Source organism: Rhodococcus sp. Leaf233, from assembly GCF_001426165.1.
Lineage (GTDB): Bacteria > Actinomycetota > Actinomycetes > Mycobacteriales > Mycobacteriaceae > Rhodococcoides > Rhodococcoides fascians.
The window spans coordinates 198417-219768 of sequence record NZ_LMRO01000010.1; the positions used below are offsets into that span (position 1 = coordinate 198417).

Consider the following 21352-nt stretch of genomic DNA (forward strand, 5'->3'; position numbering starts at 1 on the left):
TCTACCGCGATCGAGAGACCCTGGCACCGACGCGACCCGAGTGCTGCCTCAGCAGATCGACCACCGCGCGCCCGAGTCGGATCGGATCCACTGGATGGGGAACTGCGGCCTCGGCGCGCGACCAGTCGGCCAACCACCGGTCGTCGGGGCGTCCGATGAGCACCAGCACCGGCGGGCAGTCGTCGATCTCGTCCTTGAGTTGCTTGGCCAAACCCAGCCCGCCGACGGGCGAGGACTCACCGTCGAGGATCGCCACATCGATTCCCCCCGCGTCCAGGTGCTCGATCACCACGGCCGCGGTGGCAACCTCGACGAAGTCGACGACGCCGAGCGCCGGATCGGGCCGGGTGCCCACCGCAGACATCACCTGAGCGCGCGTGGCCGCGTTACTGCTGTACACGAGCACACGCACCTGACCTGCCGAACTTGCTCTCGCTGTGGCGTCGGACACACCGCGATGGTAGCGCGGCCCCCGGTGGACCGGGCCCGAACGCACGTCGCAGAGGTACTTTCGCGTCGTCGACGTCGTGTGGCGGCAGCTCAGGAGATGGTGACGACCACGGCCGCCGGTTCCTCGGTGCTGTGCACCGCGAAGTCCGGACGGTCGGACGCCACGGCGACGAAGGACTGTGAGATTCCATCGGCATCGGCCAGGAAGTCGACTGCCACCACGGCGGAGTCCGGCTCGTTGCGAATCCGATCCGGCCCGGCATACGGAACGACCGTGACATCCGGCTCGGTCGAGGTACCGGCGATGTCGACCTGGAGTACGGCTCGCCCGGGAAGCGCGACCGGCTCACTGGTTCCGTATCGGACGGCCTCGTCGACGTAGCGCACCGTGTAGGACACCGGCCCGTTGCCGCGCAGTCGATACTCGACGGAGGAGGCTCCCAACACCACGTCCGTCACCGCCACGGGTGAGCCCGACGGGTGACGAATTCCCTCCAGCGACAGTCCCGGCACGACCGGCGGCAGCGTTTCGGTCGGGGCGGTCGGCGCGGTGAACGGGTCACCGACCACGAGCGAGCCGGTGGCGGTCTCGAAGTTCGGTGGCGGTGACGCATCGGGCGTCGGGCGAGCGGCCTCACCGGCGGAGCAACCGACGAGCAGCACAGCAGCAAGCAGTGGTGCTACGACCGACCCGGCCGCCACAAGCCTGCGATACCCCTCGCTCATCGACTCACCGTACAGATGAAACCGATCGGTTCGATAGTGTCGATCGGCCGCAGTTCGGTCACGGTCCCACCTGCCGCAAATCCTGCTAGCGTCGTCGAGCATGGAGCCCACGAGCTATTCGTCCGGTGAACGCGTGTTCGGACCTCCCAACGGGACGTTCGACGCGGACTGGGCGGCCACCGCGCTGCGGTCCAACCGACCGGAATTGGACCACCCGACCTCGGTGCGACTGGTCGAGCGGGCCTGGGAGTTGCTTCGATCGTCGAATCTTCGCGGCGAGCCACTCGCGACGGCTCTGGATCTCGAGCCCGGCCTCGCCTCGGCGGTCGCGGCCGTGGCAACGGAGACGGCGGAGCTCTACCTTGACCGACGGTAGGTCTATCGGTCGACCACCTCGGTCGCCAACCTCGCGTTGCGGCGCCCGTAGGCGAAGTAGATCAACAGACCGAGGGCCAACCAGACCAGAAACCGTATCCACGTCTCCACCACCAGGTTGGCCATCAGGTAGACGCACGAGAGCCCGGACAGAATCGGCACGACGGGAGACAGCGGAACTCGAAAGGGCCGCTCGAGATCCGGCTTGGTCCGACGCAGGATCGGCACTGCCGCCGAGACCAGCAGAAACGCGAACAGGGCTCCGATGCTGACCATCTCGGCCAGTTCCTTCAGCGGTACCAGGGCCCCCAGCAGCGCCACGAACACCACGACGCCGACGGTCAACCGGGTCGGAGTCCCGAAACGGGGAGACACCTTCGCAACCGACTTGGGTAGCAAACCGTCCCTGCCCATCGCGAAGCCGATTCGGCTGATGGTCACCAACTCGACCAGAATGACCGACGTCAGACCCGCCACGGCCGCTATCGAGACCAGAACTCCAGCCCAGCCTGCACCCACAGAATCGAACGCCTTGGCAATGGGTGCGCTGTCGTCGAGCTCGGTGTATTTCACCATGCCGGTGACGACGAACGCGACCATCATGTACAGCAACGTGCATGCCACGAGCGTGCCGATCAGTGCACGAGGCAGATCATGGGCGGGCCGCTCGGCCTCCTCACTGAGATTGGCAACGGCCTCGAATCCTGTGTAGGCGAAGAACACGACCGCTGCAGCGGTGACGACGCCGGCAAATCCGAACGCCGAGGGTGCGATTCCGGCCACGGCCTGCATCAGGGGCTGATCGAGCGTCGAGCCACCGGCCTCGGCGGGCACGGACTCGGGTACGAACGGAACCAGGTTCGATTTCTGGACGAAGAACAGGCCGGCGACCACGATGAACACCGAGATGGCGACCTTGATCAGAACCAGCACGTTGGTCACTCGCGCCGACTCCTTGACTCCCACAGCGGCAATGACGCCCAGCACCGCGACGATGGCAACAGCCCCCACGCTCACCGGCGCTTCCTCCGTGAACAAGCTGGGTGGCAGAGAAAAGAGATCCGCGAGGTAGCCGGACCAGCTTCGAGCGACAACGGCAGCACCCAAAGCGAATTCGAGGATCAAATCCCATCCGATGATCCACGCGAACAGCTCCCCCAGGGTGGCGTACGCGTACGTGTACGCACTGCCCGCCGTCGGCACGGCCGATGCAAGTTCCGCATAACACAGTGCGGCAAGCAAACTCACGACACCGGCGATGACGAAGGAGATCACGACCGCCGGGCCGGCATTTTCTTTGGCCTGTACACCGGTGAGCGTGAATATGCCGGTTCCGATGACGATGCCGACCCCGAAACCGACCAAATCGCGTAACCCGAGCTGCTTGCGCAGACTGCCGGACCCCTCGTCGTCGACGTCGCTCTCGATCTCGTCGACGGACTTCGTGCGAAACATTCCCATTTCCCGACGCTAAGCCATCCACTGTTTCCGCGCCGGAGGAAAGGTGGTGTTTGTTTTCGCGATTGTCGGTTATCCGGACAAATCGGAAATCCTTGCGTCACAACCGTCCTCGGGACCGAGCGACACTAGGACCGTCCCAAGAATTGTTCGGCGAAAAATCCGGCCAGCAGTACCGCGGTCCCGCCGATCTCGCCGACGATCAGAGCGAGCATGAACAGGTGCGTCCCCGGAACGGGATGGACGAACTGATTCTCGGTGTCTCGCCGGATCCCGTGCACGGTGTAGCCGGCGATCGCGGCGACGAAGAACACCAGCACCACCACCGCTGCGGTCAGGTCGACCACCGTCGGCCAGGCGCTGTAGTGCGCGAGAGCCGCCAGCACGAGCGCAGCGAAGGAGTACATCAACGCTGCCCGATGCGCGATGTCGACGTATCGGTGCGCGGTTCCGTCGCTCGACCTGGTCATCTGGTGGTACTTGAGTACTCCCAGCGCCAACGCCCACATCAGCAACACACCCGACGCGAACACGATCACTTTCGTGTCGATCTCCAGCTGCATCCGCGCCTCCCCTGGTTCCGCTGTCCGGGCCGAACGTAGCACCGGGGGCAATGTTGGTTACGGTTCCGCAATGCCGGTCGACTCCGCCCACACTCAGAACGACTGCGCATTGCGCTTCGAGTGGGGGCTGTCCGCGATCGACGCTGTGGTCGCCGGTGCCGACATCGCCGTCGTCGTGGACGTCCTGTCGTTCACGACCACTCTGACGGTGGCGGTGGACGCCGGAATCGAGGTCGTACCCAGCCGATGGCGCGACGACCGTGCCACCCACCTGGCCGAGCAACACGACGCCGTTCTCGCAGTCGGCCGTTCGGTTGCCACGCCGGGCGACATCAGCTTGTGTCCTGCCACCGTGCGCGCCGCCGCACCACCACCGAGTCGACTCGTGTTGCCGTCGCCGAACGGTTCCACGATCGCCCACGCACTCGCCGCCCGGGTCGACGCGTGCGTGGGCGCATCGCTCCGCAACGCCGCCGCGATCGCGCAGTGGGTCGTCGACGAGCACCCCCACAGCGTGATTGCAGTCATAGCCGCCGGCGAGAGATGGCCCGATTCGTCGTTGCGGCCCGCAGTGGAGGACCTGTGGGGTGCCGGAGCCGTGCTGGCACCGCTCGTGGAGTCCGGCCTGTTCGATCCATCCCCCGAGGCGGTGGTCGCTGCGACCGCGTGGCACGCGGCCGCGGCGGATATAGCGACCGAGCTGCGGCGATGCGGCTCGGGGCGGGAGCTCATAGCGATGGGCCACCCCGAGGACGTCGACATCGCCGCCGAAGTCGGTTCGAGTTCCTGCGTGCCGATACTGCGCGGCGATACCTTCGTCGAGCACCGAGGCCGATAGCCCCATCGGGCCTCCGAAACCCGCACCGACGCGGCCGATCGTGTCCGAAATTTTGATCGGAACACGGAATCACGGATCATACGGTGGTGAGTACGGAACGAGTCGCCCCGAAGACCACCGTCGTTGTACCGACGTACAACGAACGCGAGAACCTCCCCAAGCTGGTCGAACTGCTGGCCGGGCTGAAGGTCGAGGGGCTCGGTGTTCTCGTGGTCGACGACAATTCCCCCGACGGAACCGGTGACATCGCCGACAAACTCGCCATCGACGGTCCCCTCGAGGTCTCCGTTCTGCACCGCACCGAGAAGAACGGTCTGGGCCGCGCATACGTGGCCGGCATGACACGGGCCCTCGACGAGGGAGCCGACATCGTGATCCAGATGGACGCCGATCTGTCGCACCCCACCGAGGTGATTCCGGCGATGATCGACAAGCTGCAGAGCACCGACGCCGCGGTCGTGCTGGGTTCGCGCTACGTCCCCGGCGGTTCGGTCGCGGCGGACTGGCCGTGGCACCGCAAGGCGCTGTCGGCGTGGGCCAACTTCTACGTGAACACGATTCTTCGTCTCGGAGTCAAGGACGCCACCGCCGGCTTCAAGGCATGGCATGCCCGCACGCTCCGCACGATCGACGTTGCGTCGGTGGAGAGCAACGGGTACGCGTTCCAGGTCGAGATGAACTACCGCACCGTCAAACACGGGCTCACTCTCGCCGAGGTACCGATCACGTTCGAGGAGCGTAGCGAAGGCGAGTCGAAGATGAGCCTGTCGGTCCAGCTCGAATCAGCCTTGGTGCCCTGGAAGTTGTTGCGGAACAAGAAGAAGCTCTGAGCACACCTCATCTCGACATCGGCCCACGGTGCTCATGACGCCGCCTTGACATCGGCGGCGTACAGATCGACGTACTCCTGACCCGACAGGTCCGCCAACGATGCCATGACCTGATCCGTGACAGCACGGATGATGACCCGATTGGATTGTCCCCCGGCATATCTGGAGAAGTCCATCGGTTCGCCGACGACCAGTCGCACCTTTGCCGGTCTCCACATCCGCGAACCCACCGGATTGAACCCGAGCGTTCCGTGGACGACCACCGGCACGACGGGAGCACCGGTCTCGATCGCGACCCGCGCCATACCGGTTTTACCCTTGTACAGTCTGCCGTCGGGTGACCGAGTGCCTTCCGGATAGACAGCCCAGATGTCCCCCTGTCGCAGAACACTTTTCGCGGCTTCGAGCGCCGGCTCCGAGGCGGCGGAGCCGCGTCGATCGACCGGGACTTGGCCCGTCGCGGAATAGAACCACCGGAGCGCGGCCCCCTTGACACCTCTACCGGTGAAGTACTCGCTTTTCGCGATGAACGTGACCCGACGTCGAACCAGAAGAACGAGAAAGAAAGAATCGACGACGGTCAGGTGATTTCCGGCGATGATGACCGGACCGGAGGTCGGAAGATTGTCCAGGCCGACCACCGACGGACGGCCGAGAACTCGGAGAATCGGTCCGATGAGCACGTATTTGAACAACAGGTACCACATGGTTCGACCCCTTCGGCTGGACAACGTCGACGCCGAGAGTAGACAATGTCTACGTGGCGGACAACCTCAGGACCCGATTGGTGGACGCAGGCGTGCGATTGCTCGACCGTGACGGGCAGGACGGGCTGACGATCAGAGCGGTGACCCGAGAGGCGGGAGTGTCGCACGGTGCCCCGCGGCGATACTTCCCGACGCTGAACGCTCTGGCCGCAGCCGTGGCCAGGGTCGGGCTCGTCGATCTCGGTGAACGAGCGACATCGGCGGCTCGGCAGTCGAATTCACCCCTGACTGCTCTCGACGCAATTGCCGAGGCCTACGTGCAGTTCGCGGTGGAGCGACCGGCGATGTTCGCGCTGATGTTTCGGCACGACCTGCTGGAGGGTTCCGGCGAGAAGCTCGGCGACACCTCACGCCCGCTGTTCGATACGTTGATCGAGACGGTCGGTGCGGTTGTTCCGGAGAATCCACAGTTCGTAGCCCTGCGACTGTGGACCTCCGCGCACGGGATCGCGGCGCTGCACTCCACGCGGGCGCTCGACCCCATAGGCGGCACGCCGATGGTGACATCCCTGATCCGCCGCGCAGTGCGCGACGCGATCAGGAACGTCAGCGAATCAGAGACTTGACCGACGCGGGCAATTGCCGGACCGACTTGTACGGCCCCACCACGGCGGCACCGAAGGGCCGATCGAGCAACACCGCCGCGACCTCACGCACCTCGTCGTTGCCGACACTGTCGATACGCGCCAGGGTGTCGGTGATGTCTCGGTGATTGCCGTAGTTCAGTTCGCTGCGACCGATACGGTTCATCCGAGAACCCGAATCTTCCAGTCCCAGCACCAATCCACCGCGCAACGACCCCTTGGCGCGAGCGCACTCGGCATCGGTGATGCCCTCGGCCGCAACCTTGGCGAGCACCTCGCGAATCACCGTGGTGACCTCGCCCAGGTTCTCCGGCTGGCATCCCGCGTACACCGAGAACGCCCCGCTGTCGGCAAACGTATCCACCGAGGAGTACACCGAGTAAGCCAGTCCGCGCTCTTCCCTGATCTCCTGGAACAGGCGAGAACTGAGCCCACCGCCGACAGCAGAATTCAGTACCGACAATGCCCAGCGGTGTCCTTCGTGACGTCCGAACGCCCGTACGCCCAGGCACAGATGCGCCTGTTCGCTGTCCCGGGTGGTCAGGCTCAGCGTCGGATTCTGGCGCAATCGCGCTGTGCCGCTACGCTTTTCGGCCGGCCTCAGGCCCTTTTCCAGATGACCCGCGAAGGCGCGACGTACCAAGGACACAATCTGCTTGTGATCGACGTTGCCTGCGACGGCGACGACCATCCGTTGCGGCGTATAGCGGCGAACATGGAACGAATGCAGTTGGGAACGGGTCATCGATTCGATGGATTCGACAGATCCGATGATCGGACGCCCGATCGGGTGATCACCGAACATCGCTTCCAGGAAAGCATCTCCCAGGAGATCCTCGGGATCGTCGTCGCGCATGGAGATCTCTTCGAGGACCACCTGACGCTCGACGTCCACATCTGCCGATCTACACCGACCACGAAGCACCACATCGCTGACGAGATCGATCGCGAGCGCGACGTCCTCGTCGAGCACGTGCGCGTAGAAGCACGTGCTCTCCTTGGAAGTGAATGCGTTCAGCTCTCCCCCGACACCGTCCATCACCTGGGCGATCTCGAGCGCACTACGCGTCGGCGTCGACTTGAACAGCAGATGTTCGAGGAAGTGCGCGGCACCGGCGACGCTGGGTTGCTCGTCGCGCGAGCCGACGCCGACCCACACACCGACCGATGCCGAGCGAACGCCGGGAACGAACTCGGTGACGACCCGAAGGCCGCCGGGCAGAGTCGTGCGTCGAACGCCCGTGTCGGTGCCGCTGGTCTCTGGAACGGCCGAACGGTACGTCCCGAGGGGACGTACCGTTCGGCTCGCTTGCTTCTTACTCAGCGCTGACCTCGGCGGGTGCCTCGGGAGCGTCGGCGGGAGCAGCTGCATTGTCGTCTTCGACGGGAACGAGGCTGATCTTGCCGCGGTTGTCGATATCGGCGATCTCGACGCGCAACTTCGACCCGACGCTCACGACGTCCTCGACCTTGTTGATGCGCTTGCCGTTACCGAGCTTCGAGATGTGCACCAGTCCGTCGCGGCCCGGGAGCAGCGAGACGAATGCACCGAAAGCCGTTGTCTTGACGACGGTTCCGAGGAATCGCTCGCCGACCTTCGGCAGCTGCGGGTTGGCGATGGCGTTGATCATGTCGATCGCGGCCTGTGCGGACGGGCCGTCCGCTGCACCGACGTAGACAGTGCCGTCATCTTCGATCGAGATGTTGGCACCGGTCTGCTCGGTGATGGAGTTGATCATCTTGCCCTTGGGCCCGATGACCTCGCCGATCTTGTCGACCGGCACCTTGATCGCGGTGACGCGAGGTGCGTACGGGCTCATCTCGTCCGGGGTGTCGATGGCCTCGGCCATGACCTCGAGGATCGTCGTGCGAGCATCCTTCGCCTGTGACAGCGCGCCGGCGAGCACCTTGGAGGGAATGCCGTCGAGCTTGGTGTCGAGCTGCAGGGCGGTGACGAAGTCCTTGGTTCCGGCGACCTTGAAGTCCATGTCGCCGAACGCGTCCTCGGCACCGAGGATGTCCGTGAGGGCGACGTAGCGAGTCTCGCCGTCGACCTCGTCGGACACGAGGCCCATCGCGATACCGGCAACCGGGGCACGCAGCGGCACACCGGCATTGAGCAGCGACAGAGTCGATGCGCAGACCGAGCCCATCGAGGTCGAGCCGTTGGAGCTCAATGCCTCGGAGACCTGGCGGATGGCGTACGGGAACTCTGCCTGGCTGGGCAGAACCGGCAGCAGAGCGCGCTCGGCGAGTGCGCCGTGACCGATCTCGCGACGCTTCGGCGAACCGACGCGGCCGGTCTCACCGGTGGAGTACGGCGGGAAGTTGTAATGGTGCATGTAGCGCTTGGACGTCTCGGGCCCGAGCGAGTCGACCTGCTGCGCCATCTTGACCATGTCGAGGGTGGTGACGCCCAGGATCTGGGTCTCGCCGCGCTCGAACAGAGCCGATCCGTGGGTACGCGGGATGATCGCGACCTCGGCGGACAACGACCGGATGTCGGTGATGCCGCGGCCGTCGATGCGGAAGTGATCGGTGAGGATGCGCTGGCGAACCGACTTCTTGGTCAGTGCGCGGAACGCGGCACCGATCTCCTTCTCGCGGCCGGCGAAGCTGTCTCCGACCGAGGTGAGGACCTGAGCCTTGACCTCGTCGAGCTTGTTCTCGCGCTCGGCCTTGCCGGCAATGGTCAGTGCCTCGTTGAGCGGGATCTTCGCGGCGTTCTCGACGGCTTCGAAGACGTCGCTCTGGTACGCCGGGAAGACCGGGTAGTCGCCGGTCGGCTTGGCGGCCTTGGACGCGAGCTCCTGCTGTGCGGTGCACAGGGCTGCGATGAAGGGCTTCGAGGCCTCGAGGCCCTCGGCGACAACTGCCTCGTTGGGTGCGGTAGCGCCGCCCTCGATGAGCTCGATGACGTTCTCGGTGGCCTCGGCCTCGACCATCATGATCGCGACGTCGGCGTCGGCACCGGAGCCGGAGACGATGCGGCCGGCGACGACCATGTTGAACACGGCCTTCTCGAGCTGCTCGTTGGTCGGGAACGCAACCCACTGCTTGTCGATCAGCGCGACGCGAACGCCGCCGATCGGACCGGAGAACGGCAGACCGGCGATCTGGGTCGATGCCGACGCGGCGTTGATCGCGACGACGTCGTACAGATCGGCGGGGTTGAGGCTCATGACCGTGATGACGACCTGGATCTCGTTGCGCAGTCCGTCGACGAACGTCGGACGCAGCGGCCGGTCGATCAGGCGGCAGGTGAGGATGGCGTCGGTGGACGGACGGCCCTCGCGGCGGAAGAACGATCCGGGGATACGGCCCGCGGCGTACATGCGCTCTTCGACGTCGACCGTCAGCGGGAAGAAATCGAATCCCTCACGGGGGTGCTTGCCCGCCGTCGTTGCCGACAGCAGCATGGTGTCCTCGTCGAGGTACGCGGCGACTGCGCCTGCGGCCTGCTGTGCGAGGCGACCCGTCTCGAAGCGGATGCTCCGCTTACCGAAAGAGCCGTTGTCGATGATCGCTGTTGCTTCGTAGACGCCTTCTTCGGCGTCCAATGTTGTGGTGTCCGACATGTGTTCTGTTCTCGTCCTCTCGTCTTTGCCGTGCCCGCGTGGACACACCACCAGCCCTCCTGGCTGTGGCGGCATACCTGTGCCGTCCATCTCCGAGAGTTCGTCTCGGGACGCGGCTGCGCGGAGGCGGCCATCGATCGAAGCCCTCCGGATCTCGTATCCGAAAAGCCACTACCGAAGACCGACACCACGGCGTGACAGGCATACACGGCGGTGTGCGGATACCGTGTATCCGCTGGTCGTGCTGACTATCCTGATGCTGCGGTACAAACACAGAAAGCCAACGAGGAACAGTCTAAGCACTGCCTCGTTGGCTACTGCACTATTGCTGCGAGTCGGGTGTACACCGGCGCGTCGAACCATGCATCGGAAACATCCTCGCGTCGATCGAAGTTATCGACGCAGACCCAGACGCTCGATGAGCGAACGGTAGCGAGTGACGTCTACCTTCGCGATGTACTTGAGCAGACGACGACGACGTCCGACCAGCAGCAACAGGCCGCGGCGGGAGTGGTGATCGTGCTTGTGCATCTTGAGGTGCTCGGTCAAGTCGACGATGCGCTTGGTGAGCATTGCAACCTGCGCCTCGGGCGAACCCGTGTCGGTGGGGTGCAAGCCGTACTCGCCGAGAACGGCCTTCTTCTGTTCGGTGGTCAATGCCACTGGTACTACTCCTGATCAATGACGTCCGCGTGAAAGGAAGCAACGGGCCCCGCCGTGGACGATGCATGATCATCCGGGCGGTATCGAAGCCGGTGCAGCCGCCGCGGACCGCAGCGAACACCGAGGAGTCAGCCTATCAGGCTGCGCTGGCGGCCAGGATCGAGCGGGCCCGGTCGGCGTCCCGGCCCATCTCCTCCACGAGAGCTTCCATGGAATCGAACTTCTCCATTCCGCGCAGTCGCTCGACGAAGTCGACTGCCACGTGCTGCCCGTATAGGTCTCCCTCGCCGTCGAGCACGAACGCCTCGACGGTCCTGGTGCGTCCCGAGAACGTCGGATTCGTGCCCACCGACACCGCCGCCGGGTGCCGCTCCCCCGGAGTGACCGTCCCCATGATCGGACCCGGACCGAGCACGGTGAACCAGGCGGCGTAGACCCCGTCCGCCGGTATGGCCGAGTACATCGGCGGAGCGACATTGGCTGTGGGATAGCCCATTTGACGGCCGCGTCCGTCGCCGTGCACGACGACACCCTCGACGCGATGCGGGCGGCCGAGCGCTGCGGCTGCTGCCGCGACGTCCCCGGCGTCCACGCACGACCTGATGTAGGTGGACGAGAACGTGACGGCATGCTCGGCCAACAGGTTGACTCCGTCGACCGCGAAGCCGGACCGTTCGCCGATCTTGCGCAGCATGGGGACCGTCCCGAGCGCCTTCTTCCCGTAGGTGAAGTTCTCGCCTACGACCACTTCTGCAACGTGCAGGCGTTCGATGAGGATCTCGTGCACGTATCGCTCGGGGGTGAGTTTCATCAGTTCGGGCGTGAACGGCATGACACAGAACACGTCGATACCCAGTTCCTCGGCCAGTTCGGCACGCCGGGTCAACGTCGTCAACTGCGCGGGGTGACTACCCGGACGGACCACTTCCATCGGGTGGGGATCGAAGGTCATGAGCACGCTGGGTACGCCGCGTTCCCGAGCTGCGGCCACTGCTCTACCGATCAACTGCGCATGTCCGCGGTGAACGCCGTCGAACACACCGATCGTGAGCACACATCGGCCCCAGTCGGCAGGTACATCGTCGAGACCTCGCCATCTCTGCACACCGCGAAGCCTACGGCCCGGCGGCCGCTCGGTCATCCTCGGACAGGCGTGTCGCGTGCGGCAGGTATGGACAAAAGGGTGTCCCCACGGTAAATATTTCGGGGTGCCTAACTTATTTCTTCGATCCCGCGGATCTCGCGTGGGCCGAATCGTTGCGAGCTGGGCCGTGGCGGGACTGCTGGTAGCGACGTCGAGCGGATGCGCTCGCGCGGTCGGCGACGACGAGCCGACGTCGATGGACGACGGCAGACCGTTGGTGCTGACGACGTTCACGGTGCTGGCCGACATGGCCGCGAACGTTGCAGGCGATCACCTCCGTGTGGAGTCGATCACCAAGGCCGGAGCCGAGATTCACGGGTACGAGCCCACACCCGGCGACCTACGCACTGCCGAAAGCGCCGATCTGATCCTGGACAACGGTCTGGGACTCGAGGCGTGGTTCGAGAAGTTCGTCGAGCGGGTGCCGGCACCGCACGCGGTCGTCAGCGCACATGTGGAACCCGTCTACATCCGCGACGACGCGTATGCGGGCAAGGCCAATCCACATGCCTGGATGTCGCCGGTCGTGGCGGAGACCTACATCACCAACATCGCCGACGCGTTCGTGGCGCTCGACGCTGTCCATGCCGAGGAATACCGCGCCAACGCCGCCGCGTACATCACCGAGCTGCGGTCGGTCGGCGACGAACTGGAATCCGATCTGGCCCAACTTCCGGCGCAGCAACGTGCTCTGGTGACGTGTGAGGGCGCGTTCGGCTATCTGGCCCGCGACTTCGACCTGCAGGAGGCGTATCTGTGGCCGGTCAATGCCGAACAGGAAGGGACACCCAAACAAGTGGTCCGCACCATCGATTTCGTACGTGACAACGCCGTGCCTGCCGTCTTCTGCGAGTCGACCGTCTCGGACAAGGCTCAGCTCCAGGTCGCCGAGGACACCGGTGCCCGCTTCGGCGGAAAGCTGTACGTCGACTCCCTCAGCGCCGCCGACGGACCCGTGCCCACCTACCTCGATCTGCTGCGTTACGACGCGCGGCTGATCGCCGACGCGTTGGTGGGCACGCGATGACCCGGCACATCTCGGGTGCGAACCGGGACGGTGCCGCGCTGACCGTCGACGCCGTCGACGTTCGGTACCGAGACGTCGTGGCGCTGGTCGGCGCGAGCCTGACCCTCGCACCCGGACGCGTCTGCGGCCTGGTCGGAATGAACGGATCGGGTAAGTCGACGCTGTTCAAGGCCATCATGGGCGTCGTCAAGACCGATGCCGGTTCGATCACGGTCTTCGGCGGCGACCCCGCCCGGGCCCGCAAAGCCGGGACGGTCAGCTACGTGCCCCAGGCCGAATCGGTCGACTGGACCTTCCCCATCAGCGTCCGGGACGTGGTGATGATGGGTCGTTACGGCAAACAGAACTTTCTCCGAACCCCTCGTGCGGCAGACAGAGCTGCGGTGGACGCGGCCCTGAGACGAGTCGATCTCACCGAGCTCGCCGATCGACAGATCGGGCAACTCTCCGGCGGACAGCGCAAACGGGCATTCGTGGCCCGCGCCATCGCTCAGGAAGCATCCTTGCTGCTCCTCGACGAGCCGTTCGCAGGAGTGGACAAGAAGACCGAGGCGACGATCACGCGACTCCTCCGAGAACTGGCCGCTCAGGGTGCGTCCGTCCTGGTGTCCACCCACGATCTGCACGCCCTTCCGGAACTGTGCGACGAGGCAATCCTGCTGCAGCAGCGGGTCCTGATGCACGGCAGTCCAGCCGAGGTGTTGCGCCCGGAGAACCTGGCACTGGCCTTCGGCATGGACCCGTCGAAGATCGACGAACTGGGCGCGAGCTCTCCTACTTCGGAAGCGAGCTGAACCGTGTACCTGATCGACTTCGTCGTCAATCCTCTCGAATACACCTTCATGCAGCGTGCGTTGTTGGTGACCGTCACCGCCTCGATCGTCTGCGCAGTGTTGAGCTGCTGGCTCGTACTCATCGGCTGGTCACTGATGGGGGACGCCGTATCGCACGCGGTACTCCCCGGCGTCGCCCTGTCCTATCTGCTGGGTGCGCCGTTCGCCATCGGCGCGCTGCTGTTCGCACTCATCGCGGTCGGTGCCATCGGGGTGGTTCGCAACACCACCATCGTCAAGGAGGACGCCGCGATCGGCGTCGTGTTCACCACGTTGTTCGCCCTCGGCGTCGTCCTGATCTCCAAGTTTCCGAGCCAGATCGACCTCAACCACATCTTGTTCGGAAACCTGCTCGGGGTGTCGCAGTCGGACATGATCCAGGTGTTCGTGCTCGGCGGACTGGCGTTGGCCGTGATGGTGATCAAGCGTCGCGATTTCACTCTGTTCGCCTTCGACCGCACGCAGGCTCGCGCGGTCGGCATCAATCCGAGCGTGATCTCGGCCGCGATGTTGACGCTGCTCGCGCTGACGACCGTCGTGGCGCTTCAGGCCGTCGGCGTCATCCTGGTCGTCGCCATGCTGATCACACCCGGCGCAACCGCATACCTACTCACCCACAGCTTCGGCCGCATGCTGATGATTGCCCCCGCCATCTCGGTGGGCTGCGCCCTGGTCGGTATCTACGCCAGTTTCTATCTCGACGTCTCCTCGGGTGGCAGCGTGGTGCTGGCCCAAGGCCTGGTGTTCGTGCTGGCGTACCTGTTCAGCCCGGCGCAGGGCATCGTCACGCGCGCTCTGCGCCGCCGAGGACAGGTGACGGTGGCTCCGGCCGGGTGAGATGTCTTTTTCCATTGGATTGCCTAAGCTCGGCGACGTGGCGCAACGAAAAGACGATCCAGCTCCGGCCGACGAGGGCGTACAGCTGTCCGCAGTTGCGCAGGACTACCTCAAGGTCATCTGGACGGCCAGCGAATGGAGTGAAGACTCCGTCAGCACCAAGATGCTCTCCGAACGAATCGGCGTGTCCGCATCCACGGTGTCCGAGGCGATTCGCAAACTCGCCGATCAGGGCATGGTGGACCACGCCCGGTACGGTGCCATCTCACTCACCGAGAAGGGCCGACTGGCGGCCATCGGCATGGTCCGTCGACATCGCCTCATCGAGACCTACCTCGTTCGCGAACTCGGGTACGGCTGGGACGAGGTCCACGACGAGGCAGAAATCCTCGAACATGCGGTATCCGATCTGATGATGGATCGGATAGACGCCAAACTCGGCCACCCCGAACGAGATCCACACGGGGACCCGATTCCGTCGGCCAACGGATCCATCGACACGCCGTCCGCAACCAGACTGAGCGAGTACCTCGACGGTCAGTCGGGACGAGTGGCTCGTATCTCCGATTCGGACCCCGCAATGCTCCGGTACTTCGATTCGGTCGGCATCGAGCTCGATCTACCGATCACCGTGGTCGAACGACGCGACTACGCCGGCACGGTGGCGATCGAACTCGCCCGACGCGGCAGCACGGAGTCCATCGATCTCGGTCACCGCGCCGCCGAAGCGATCTGGATGGTTCCGGCCACCTGAGCGGTGCAGTCCCCTCGGTCGCAGGGCCGACTCGAACGGGAAATCAGTACCCGCGCAGTGTTGCCGGCCGCACCACCATCACCGAGCTCGCCCGCTTGCCCTTTTCCTGCAGCAACGCGATGGTGTGCCCGGTGGGATCGACAGCCGCGTAGACCCCCTCGATTCCGACGGGATCGAGCCAGCGTCCCTGGCTGAGCGACTCCGCTTCGGCGGCATCGATCTGTCGGTGCGGAAATGCGGTGCGCGCGGCCTCGTCTATATCGAGGCCCACAGCGGGATTCTCGGCCAATTCCTCGAGCGTCACGGCGTGGTCGAGCGTGAACGGCCCGACCCTGGTTCTGCGCAGAACCGTCAGGTGGCCGCCGACGCCCAGTGCTGCGCCGAGATCCCGTGCGAGCGCGCGCACGTACGTCCCCGACGTGCAGTCCACCTCGACATCGAGGTCGACGAACCGGCCATCGGAATCGACGACATCGCGGCGAGCCGTCACGTCGAAGCGAGTGACAGTGACCTTGCGAGCGGCGAGGGTGAACTCCTCACCGGCGCGCGAGAGCTTGTGTGCCCGCTGACCGTCGACCTTGATGGCACTGACACTGGCCGGAACCTGCTCGATGTCACCGGTGAGTGCGGCAACCCCGGCCGCGATGTCCGAATCCGAGACATTCGTGGCCGGGACGTCGGCGAGCACCTCACCCTCGGCGTCATCGGTCGTCGTACTGCGCCCCAGTCGCACAGTGGCGGTGTACGACTTGGTCGTCAGCGTCAGCAGTCCGAGCATCTTGGTCGCGCGCTCGACGCCCAGAACCAGCACCCCGGTCGCCATGGGGTCCAACGTCCCCGCATGACCGACCTTTCTGGTCTGCAACAACTTTCGGCACGACGCGACGACATCGTGACTGGTGACGCCCGGCCCCTTGTCGACCACCAACACACCGGCACCGACGAGACCGGACGAGATCTTTCCGCGAGCACTCACGAGAGTGCATTGTGCCAGGCGCGACGAGCCGGTCGTCACATCACCGAGATCGCCGTCATCACCAAACCGTCGGACACCATCCATCGACCGTCGAAAGCCGTCAGCGGAGGTCCGGACACGGTGTCGCCGGGGACCAGCAGTTCGGATCGAAACGTTCCCGAGATGTCGTCACCGGTGCCGGTGCGCTCGAACGTGATGTGCGCGTCCTCGAACCCCAGCCAGCGACCGGTCAGCGGCTCCCAGGCCTTGTACGTCGCCTCCTTGGCGCAGAACAACACTCGATCCCAGTGGACGTCTTCTCGGCCCGCGGTCGAGAGCCACTCGCGCTCGGCTTCGAGGCTGACCGCGTCGAGCACACCGTCGGGAAGAGGTCCGTGTGGCTCGGCATCGATTCCCACCGAGCGAACCTGCATGGCGTAGCCCAGAACGGCACCGCGGTAGCCGTCGCAATGCGTCAACGATCCCACCACTCCCTTCGGCCACTGCGGTGCGCCGGAGGTGCCGCGCATGATCGGCGCGGGCTCCACACCGAGCTTCTGCATCGCCACACGCGCGCAGTGTCGAGCCGAGGTGAACTCACGCTTGCGCTTGTCCACCGCCTTGGCGACCAACGGCGCTTCGAGTGGGTGCGGCATCAAACCCGGTGGATCGGTGAACAATTCGGCCGAGACGACCCCGTTGGGGAGAATCGATTCGATCACTGGCCTGCCCTCATCTTCTCGACCTCTGCCTCCATCTCGGGCGTCACGGTGAAGTGCCCGCCCCATTTGTTCAACGTGCCCGGCGGATACTCGGGAACCGGAAGAATTTGGCGCAGAACGTTGTTCGGCAGTCCACGGCGCTGCCATTCGCGCGGGTAACCCACCGAGACCTCCTCGAAGCGGACGCCGTCGTAGTAGGTGGTCCGCGGGATGTGCAGGTGACCGTACACCGAGCAGATCGCGTTGTACCTGGTGTGCCAGTCGGCCGTCAGCGTCGACCCGCACCACAGGGCGAACTCCGGGTAGAACAACACCTCGGTCGGCTGACGCACCATCGGAAAGTGGTTGATCAGCACGGTGGGAACCGTGGTGTCCAGCGCGTCGAGGCGCTCGCGGGTGGCGTCGATACGGGCATGGCACCAGGCATCGCGCGTCGCATACGGCTGAGAGGACAGCAGGAACTCGTCGGTGGCGACGACGTTCTTCTCGCGCGCGATCGCCAGCCCGTGCTCCTTGTCCCGCGCACCCTGCGGGAGAAACGTGTAGTCGTAGAGCAGGAACATCGGCACTATCGTCGCGGGTCCACCTTCGCCTTCCCAGAGCAGGTAGGGATCCTCGGGAGTGACGACGTCGATCTCGCGGCAGAGATTGACCAGGTACTCGTACCGAGCCGCTCCGTGGATCTGAACGGGGTCCTTCACCGTCGTCCACAACTCGTGATTGCCCGGAACCCAGATCACTTTCGCGAAGCGGCTGCGCAGCAGCTCGAGCGCCCATTTGATGTCGTCGGTCTTCTCCGAGACGTCTCCGGCGACGATCAGCCAATCCTCGGGTGACTCGGGATGAATGTCCTCGGTGACAGGTCGATTGCCTCGATGTCCGACATGAATGTCGCTCACTGCCCATAACTTGGCTGCCACTGATGATCCCTTCCGATGCACTCGGCCGCCGACGTCGAATCGCCACAACCGCCCGAGAACGTACCAACCTCCAATACTCCCCGGAGATTCCGCAGCGGTGCACGCGGGGTGAACCGCTGCGGTTCGTCGGACGGCTCCGAAAGGAGGGTCCACGCACCAACGACCGCAGATTCGGGTATATGGTGCCATCTATGACGCTTTTGCGGATAGGTGCAGGAAACGGCATCGTGCGATGACGGCACCGCCGATACGGGTACGCGACGCCGCCGCACTGCTCGGAGTCAGCGACGACACCGTCCGCCGGTGGATGGACAGCGGGACCCTGCCCTCCCGCGACGACGAGACGGGCCGCAAGGTCGTCGACGCGCGCGCTCTCGCGCAGTACGCCCGCGAGCACGCCGCTCCCCCGCCCGAGGTGGCATCGGGCGGTAGCTCGGCCCGGAACCGACTCGTGGGGCTGGTCACCGACGTGGTCTCCGACGCGGTCATGAGCGAGGTCCGCATGCAGTGTGGGCCGTTCACCATCGTGTCCCTGATGAGCACCCGATCGGTCCAGGAATTGGGGCTCGAACCGGGCTCCATCACCGTCGCGGTCGTCAAGGCCACGACCGTCATTGTCGAAACTCCCTAGAACCGAAGGACGATGTCAGTGAAAAACATTCGAGCGGTTCACGGTGCTCTGGTCGCGGTCGCCCTGATGCTTGCAGGGTGCGCGGCCGACCCCGCTGCCGAGGACCCTCCGCAGGACGGGGGTTCGAGCACGCTGACCGTGTTCGCGGCGGCATCACTGCGCTCGACGTTCACCGCCCTCGGCACCCGCTTCGAGCAGGAACATCCCGGCACTACCGTCGATTTCAGCTTTGCGGGCTCCTCCGATCTGGCCGCGCAACTGGTCAACGGTGCACCTGCCGACGTGTTCGCCTCTGCCGATACCAAGAACATGAGCACGATCGTCGATGCCGGCCTCGTCGCCGGCGACCCGGTCGATTTCGCCTCCAACACCCTCACCATCGTCACTGCCCCGGGTAACCCGAAGGCCGTCCGGTCGTTCGCCGATCTGGCGAAACCCGATGTGCTGACGGTGATCTGCGCGCCGCAGGTGCCGTGCGGCGCGGCCACGGCAGCCGTCGAGAACGCCACCGGAACCGACATCCCGGCAGTCAGCGAGGAGTCGTCCGTCACCGACGTTCTGGGCAAGGTCACCTCCGGTCAGGCCGACGCCGGATTGGTGTACGTCACCGATGCAACGGGGGCCGCAGACGCCGTCACCGCCGTGCCTTTCCCGGAATCGAGCGGGGCGGTCAACACCTATCCGATCGCAGCATTGAGCGGATCCGACAACGTGGACACGGCCCGCGCCTTCACCGACTTCGTCGCCGGACCGGTCGGCCGTGAAGTGCTGACGCAGGCCGGTTTCGCGGCACCGTGACCGGGCACGCCGCGGGCACAGGTCCGACCGTCGGTGTACCCGGATGGATATTCGTCCCTGCCGCTGCCGGAGCGCTTCTCGTCGTCGCGCCGTTGGCCGCGATGTTCACCCGAATCGACTGGACGAACTTCTTCGGGCTCATCACGTCCGAGTCCGCAGTAGCCGCACTGCTGTTGAGTCTGAAGACGGCCTCGGCGAGCACGGTGTTGTGTGTGCTCCTGGGTGTGCCGATGGCAACGGTCCTCGCCCGCAGTTCGTTTCGCGGTCTGTCGACGCTGCGTTCCCTCGTCGTCCTCCCACTGGTGCTCCCCCCGGTGGTCGGCGGTATCGCCTTGCTCTACACGTTCGGTCGCCAGGGGCTACTGGGCGAACATCTCGATGCCGTCGGAATCCGGATCGCGTTCACCTCGACGGCCGTGGTGCTCGCCCAGGCCTTCGTGTCGTTGCCCTTCCTGGTGGTCAGCGTCGAGGGCGCGCTGCGCACTGCCGGGGACCGATACGACGTGGTGGCCGCTACCTTGGGCGCAGCCCCTACGACGGTCCTGCGCCGCGTCACCCTCCCCTTGATCCTGCCCGGGTTGACGTCCGGAATCGTTCTCGCGTTCGCGCGCGCACTGGGAGAGTTCGGCGCGACGCTGACGTTCGCCGGTTCTCTCGAGGGAGTGACCAGAACCCTGCCCCTCGAAATCTATCTGCAACGCGAGTCCGACCCCGACGCAGCGATAGCCCTGTCGCTCGTCCTCGTCGTCGTCGCGGCAGTGGTGGTCCTGGCCGCTCGCGGTACTCGAACGACGGGAACACCATGAGTTCGCTACACCTGCGCGCCACCGTCGCGGACCGGGGCGTCGATCTCGAGCTGGATGTCGCCGAGGGTGAAACAACGGCGATCCTGGGACCGAACGGCGCAGGTAAATCCACACTGCTGCAGCTCGTCGCGGGCCTGGTGCCACCCGACGACGGCATCATCCGCCTGGGCGAGGACGTTCTGACCGACACGACCGCAGGGACGGCCGTTCCGGTGCACGCCCGCGGCATCGCGACTCTGGCACAGGAGACACTGCTGTTTCCTCACATGACCGCACGGACGAACGTCGCATTCGCACCACGTAGTTCCGGCGCCGACCGGAGGACGGCCAGGGCAGTGGCCGATCGGTGGCTCGACGCAGTCGGAGCCTCTCACCTGGCCGAGCGCCGCCCGGCACAGCTGTCCGGGGGCCAAGCTCAGCGGGTTGCCATCGCCCGCGCACTCGCCGCCGATCCCCGACTCCTCCTGCTCGACGAACCGCTCGCCGCACTCGACGTCGACACGGCCCCGGCCATCCGAAGACTGCTGCGCACCGTACTCCGAGAGAACGGTCGTACGGCACTGATAGTCACCCACGATCTGCTCGACGTCGTCGCACTCGCAGACACCGTCGCCGTCGTCGACGGTGGACGCGTCGTCGAACGCGGGTCGGTCGCCGACGTTCTCACCGCCCCGCGAAGCGAGTTCGGTGCTCGCATGGCCGGGGTCAATCTGATCTCGGGCCACGCACTCACCGTCGGCGACACCACCGCGCTGCGCACGCCGTGGGACACCGTCGTGCACGGCTCGGGGCAACACGGTTCCGGGACGCCGGTGGTCGCAGTCTTCTCCCCCGCTGCGGTTTCGGTACACCTCACCGCGCCGCACGCCAGCCCGCGCAACGTCTTCGAAGTAGTCATCGAGGAGATGGAAGTGCAGGGCTCGGGCATCCGCGTCCGAGCTCGTCCGCACCCCGACGGCACACCGGGTATCGCGGCTGACATCACCGCCGCCGCGGTATCGGAGCTGGGCCTCGAACCCGGCCGACGGGTGTTCTTCGTCGTCAAGAGCCGCGAGGTGGTGCTGCATCCGGCCCTGGTGTCACGGCGGTGATG

Annotated in this window: 24 protein-coding genes; 12 read left to right on the plus strand and 12 right to left on the minus strand. The window is 65.3% G+C overall.

Annotated features, from left to right (window positions below):
* Position 1: 1 nt before the first annotated feature.
* Together ASH04_RS16545 and ASH04_RS16550 are read right to left on the minus strand one after the other, a co-directional pair.
* On the minus strand, positions 2–451 hold the full coding sequence (locus ASH04_RS16545; RefSeq protein ID WP_057474171.1) for a hypothetical protein: 450 nt from the start codon (positions 449–451) through the stop codon (positions 2–4).
* Between the two features lie 89 nt (positions 452–540).
* A complete protein-coding gene (locus tag ASH04_RS16550; RefSeq protein ID WP_143536274.1) occupies positions 541–1176 on the minus strand; it encodes an AMIN-like domain-containing (lipo)protein in 636 nt (211 codons plus the stop codon).
* 100 nt (positions 1177–1276) lie between these two features.
* Between ASH04_RS16550 and ASH04_RS16555 the strand changes: the two genes are divergently transcribed.
* Positions 1277–1552 (plus strand): hypothetical protein, encoded by a 276-nt coding sequence (locus ASH04_RS16555; protein WP_027496773.1) that lies wholly within the window; start codon positions 1277–1279, stop codon positions 1550–1552.
* A gap of 2 nt (positions 1553–1554) precedes the next feature.
* On the opposite strand, the gene ASH04_RS16560 is transcribed toward ASH04_RS16555, so the two are convergent.
* Both ASH04_RS16560 and ASH04_RS16565 read right to left on the minus strand, forming a co-directional pair.
* A complete protein-coding gene (locus tag ASH04_RS16560) occupies positions 1555–3012 on the minus strand; it encodes an APC family permease (RefSeq protein WP_057474075.1) in 1458 nt (485 codons plus the stop codon).
* Positions 3013–3137: 125 nt separating this feature from the next.
* On the minus strand, positions 3138–3572 hold the full coding sequence (locus tag ASH04_RS16565) for a hypothetical protein (RefSeq protein ID WP_057474076.1): 435 nt from the start codon (positions 3570–3572) through the stop codon (positions 3138–3140).
* Positions 3573–3642: 70 nt separating this feature from the next.
* On the opposite strand from ASH04_RS16565, the gene ASH04_RS16570 reads away from it, so the two are divergent.
* The gene (locus tag ASH04_RS16570) at positions 3643–4410 is read left to right on the plus strand and encodes a 2-phosphosulfolactate phosphatase (RefSeq protein ID WP_057474077.1); all 768 of its coding nucleotides are present in this window, start codon (positions 3643–3645) and stop codon (positions 4408–4410) included.
* Between the two features lie 86 nt (positions 4411–4496).
* On the plus strand, positions 4497–5240 hold the full coding sequence (locus ASH04_RS16575) for a polyprenol monophosphomannose synthase (protein ID WP_027496769.1): 744 nt from the start codon (positions 4497–4499) through the stop codon (positions 5238–5240).
* Positions 5241–5272: 32 nt separating this feature from the next.
* On the opposite strand, the gene ASH04_RS16580 is transcribed toward ASH04_RS16575, so the two are convergent.
* Positions 5273–5947, minus strand: a complete 675-nt coding sequence (locus ASH04_RS16580) for a lysophospholipid acyltransferase family protein (protein WP_027496768.1) — start codon at positions 5945–5947, stop codon at positions 5273–5275.
* Between the two features lie 53 nt (positions 5948–6000).
* Between ASH04_RS16580 and ASH04_RS16585 the strand changes: the two genes are divergently transcribed.
* The gene (locus ASH04_RS16585) at positions 6001–6573 is read left to right on the plus strand and encodes a TetR/AcrR family transcriptional regulator (RefSeq protein WP_032366444.1); all 573 of its coding nucleotides are present in this window, start codon (positions 6001–6003) and stop codon (positions 6571–6573) included.
* Here ASH04_RS16585 and ASH04_RS16590 read toward each other — a convergent pair.
* From ASH04_RS16590 to ASH04_RS16605, 4 genes are all read right to left on the minus strand, one after another.
* Complete coding sequence (locus ASH04_RS16590; RefSeq protein WP_196250467.1) at positions 6554–7963, minus strand: M16 family metallopeptidase; 1410 nt, start codon at positions 7961–7963, stop codon at positions 6554–6556. The two genes, ASH04_RS16585 and ASH04_RS16590, sit on opposite strands and share 20 nt — an antisense overlap.
* A complete protein-coding gene (locus tag ASH04_RS16595; RefSeq protein WP_027496765.1) occupies positions 7908–10169 on the minus strand; it encodes a polyribonucleotide nucleotidyltransferase in 2262 nt (753 codons plus the stop codon). The genes ASH04_RS16590 and ASH04_RS16595 overlap by 56 nt, the downstream gene beginning before the upstream one ends.
* A gap of 393 nt (positions 10170–10562) precedes the next feature.
* Positions 10563–10832 carry a 30S ribosomal protein S15 gene (rpsO, locus tag ASH04_RS16600; RefSeq protein ID WP_027496764.1) on the minus strand — a complete coding sequence of 90 codons (270 nt, stop codon included), beginning with the start codon at positions 10830–10832 and terminating at the stop codon, positions 10563–10565.
* A gap of 136 nt (positions 10833–10968) precedes the next feature.
* Positions 10969–11937: a bifunctional riboflavin kinase/FAD synthetase gene (locus ASH04_RS16605; protein WP_027496763.1), complete on the minus strand. Its 969-nt coding sequence runs from the start codon at positions 11935–11937 to the stop codon at positions 10969–10971.
* Positions 11938–12040: 103 nt separating this feature from the next.
* Between ASH04_RS16605 and ASH04_RS16610 the strand changes: the two genes are divergently transcribed.
* Genes ASH04_RS16610 through ASH04_RS16625 form a run of 4 tightly spaced genes read left to right on the plus strand, consistent with a single transcriptional unit; the run spans position 12041 to position 15427 of the window.
* Positions 12041–13003 (plus strand): metal ABC transporter substrate-binding protein, encoded by a 963-nt coding sequence (locus ASH04_RS16610; RefSeq protein WP_057474078.1) that lies wholly within the window; start codon positions 12041–12043, stop codon positions 13001–13003.
* Positions 13000–13797, plus strand: coding sequence for a metal ABC transporter ATP-binding protein (locus ASH04_RS16615; protein WP_045841827.1), 798 nt, complete (start codon positions 13000–13002; stop codon positions 13795–13797). The genes ASH04_RS16610 and ASH04_RS16615 overlap by 4 nt, the downstream gene beginning before the upstream one ends.
* Positions 13798–13845: 48 nt before the next feature.
* On the plus strand, positions 13846–14673 hold the full coding sequence (locus tag ASH04_RS16620; RefSeq protein WP_205912357.1) for a metal ABC transporter permease: 828 nt from the start codon (positions 13846–13848) through the stop codon (positions 14671–14673).
* A gap of 1 nt (position 14674) precedes the next feature.
* Positions 14675–15427: a metal-dependent transcriptional regulator gene (locus ASH04_RS16625; protein WP_370878688.1), complete on the plus strand. Its 753-nt coding sequence runs from the start codon at positions 14675–14677 to the stop codon at positions 15425–15427.
* 43 nt (positions 15428–15470) lie between these two features.
* On the opposite strand, the gene truB is transcribed toward ASH04_RS16625, so the two are convergent.
* From truB to ASH04_RS16640, 3 genes are read right to left on the minus strand one after another with little or no spacing between them, the layout of a single operon-like run.
* Positions 15471–16403 carry a tRNA pseudouridine(55) synthase TruB gene (truB, locus tag ASH04_RS16630; protein ID WP_027496758.1) on the minus strand — a complete coding sequence of 311 codons (933 nt, stop codon included), beginning with the start codon at positions 16401–16403 and terminating at the stop codon, positions 15471–15473.
* Positions 16404–16438: 35 nt separating this feature from the next.
* On the minus strand, positions 16439–17104 hold the full coding sequence (gene npt / locus ASH04_RS16635; RefSeq protein ID WP_027496757.1) for a 4'-phosphopantetheinyl transferase Npt: 666 nt from the start codon (positions 17102–17104) through the stop codon (positions 16439–16441).
* Complete coding sequence (locus tag ASH04_RS16640; protein ID WP_027496756.1) at positions 17101–18024, minus strand: metallophosphoesterase family protein; 924 nt, start codon at positions 18022–18024, stop codon at positions 17101–17103. Before ASH04_RS16640 ends, npt begins: the two co-directional genes overlap by 4 nt.
* A 232-nt stretch (positions 18025–18256) precedes the next feature.
* Here ASH04_RS16640 and ASH04_RS16645 point away from each other — a divergent pair, with 232 nt between their 5' ends.
* From ASH04_RS16645 to ASH04_RS16660, 4 genes are read left to right on the plus strand one after another with little or no spacing between them, the layout of a single operon-like run.
* Positions 18257–18655 (plus strand): TOBE domain-containing protein, encoded by a 399-nt coding sequence (locus tag ASH04_RS16645; RefSeq protein ID WP_032372598.1) that lies wholly within the window; start codon positions 18257–18259, stop codon positions 18653–18655.
* A 12-nt stretch (positions 18656–18667) separates the two neighbouring features.
* Entirely contained in the window at positions 18668–19453 is a 786-nt protein-coding gene (gene modA, locus ASH04_RS16650; protein WP_057474079.1) for a molybdate ABC transporter substrate-binding protein, read from the plus strand.
* A complete protein-coding gene (locus ASH04_RS16655; protein ID WP_057474080.1) occupies positions 19450–20259 on the plus strand; it encodes an ABC transporter permease in 810 nt (269 codons plus the stop codon). The genes modA and ASH04_RS16655 overlap by 4 nt, the downstream gene beginning before the upstream one ends.
* Positions 20256–21350: a sulfate/molybdate ABC transporter ATP-binding protein gene (locus ASH04_RS16660; protein ID WP_057474081.1), complete on the plus strand. Its 1095-nt coding sequence runs from the start codon at positions 20256–20258 to the stop codon at positions 21348–21350. Before ASH04_RS16655 ends, ASH04_RS16660 begins: the two co-directional genes overlap by 4 nt.
* Positions 21351–21352: the final 2 nt, after the last annotated feature.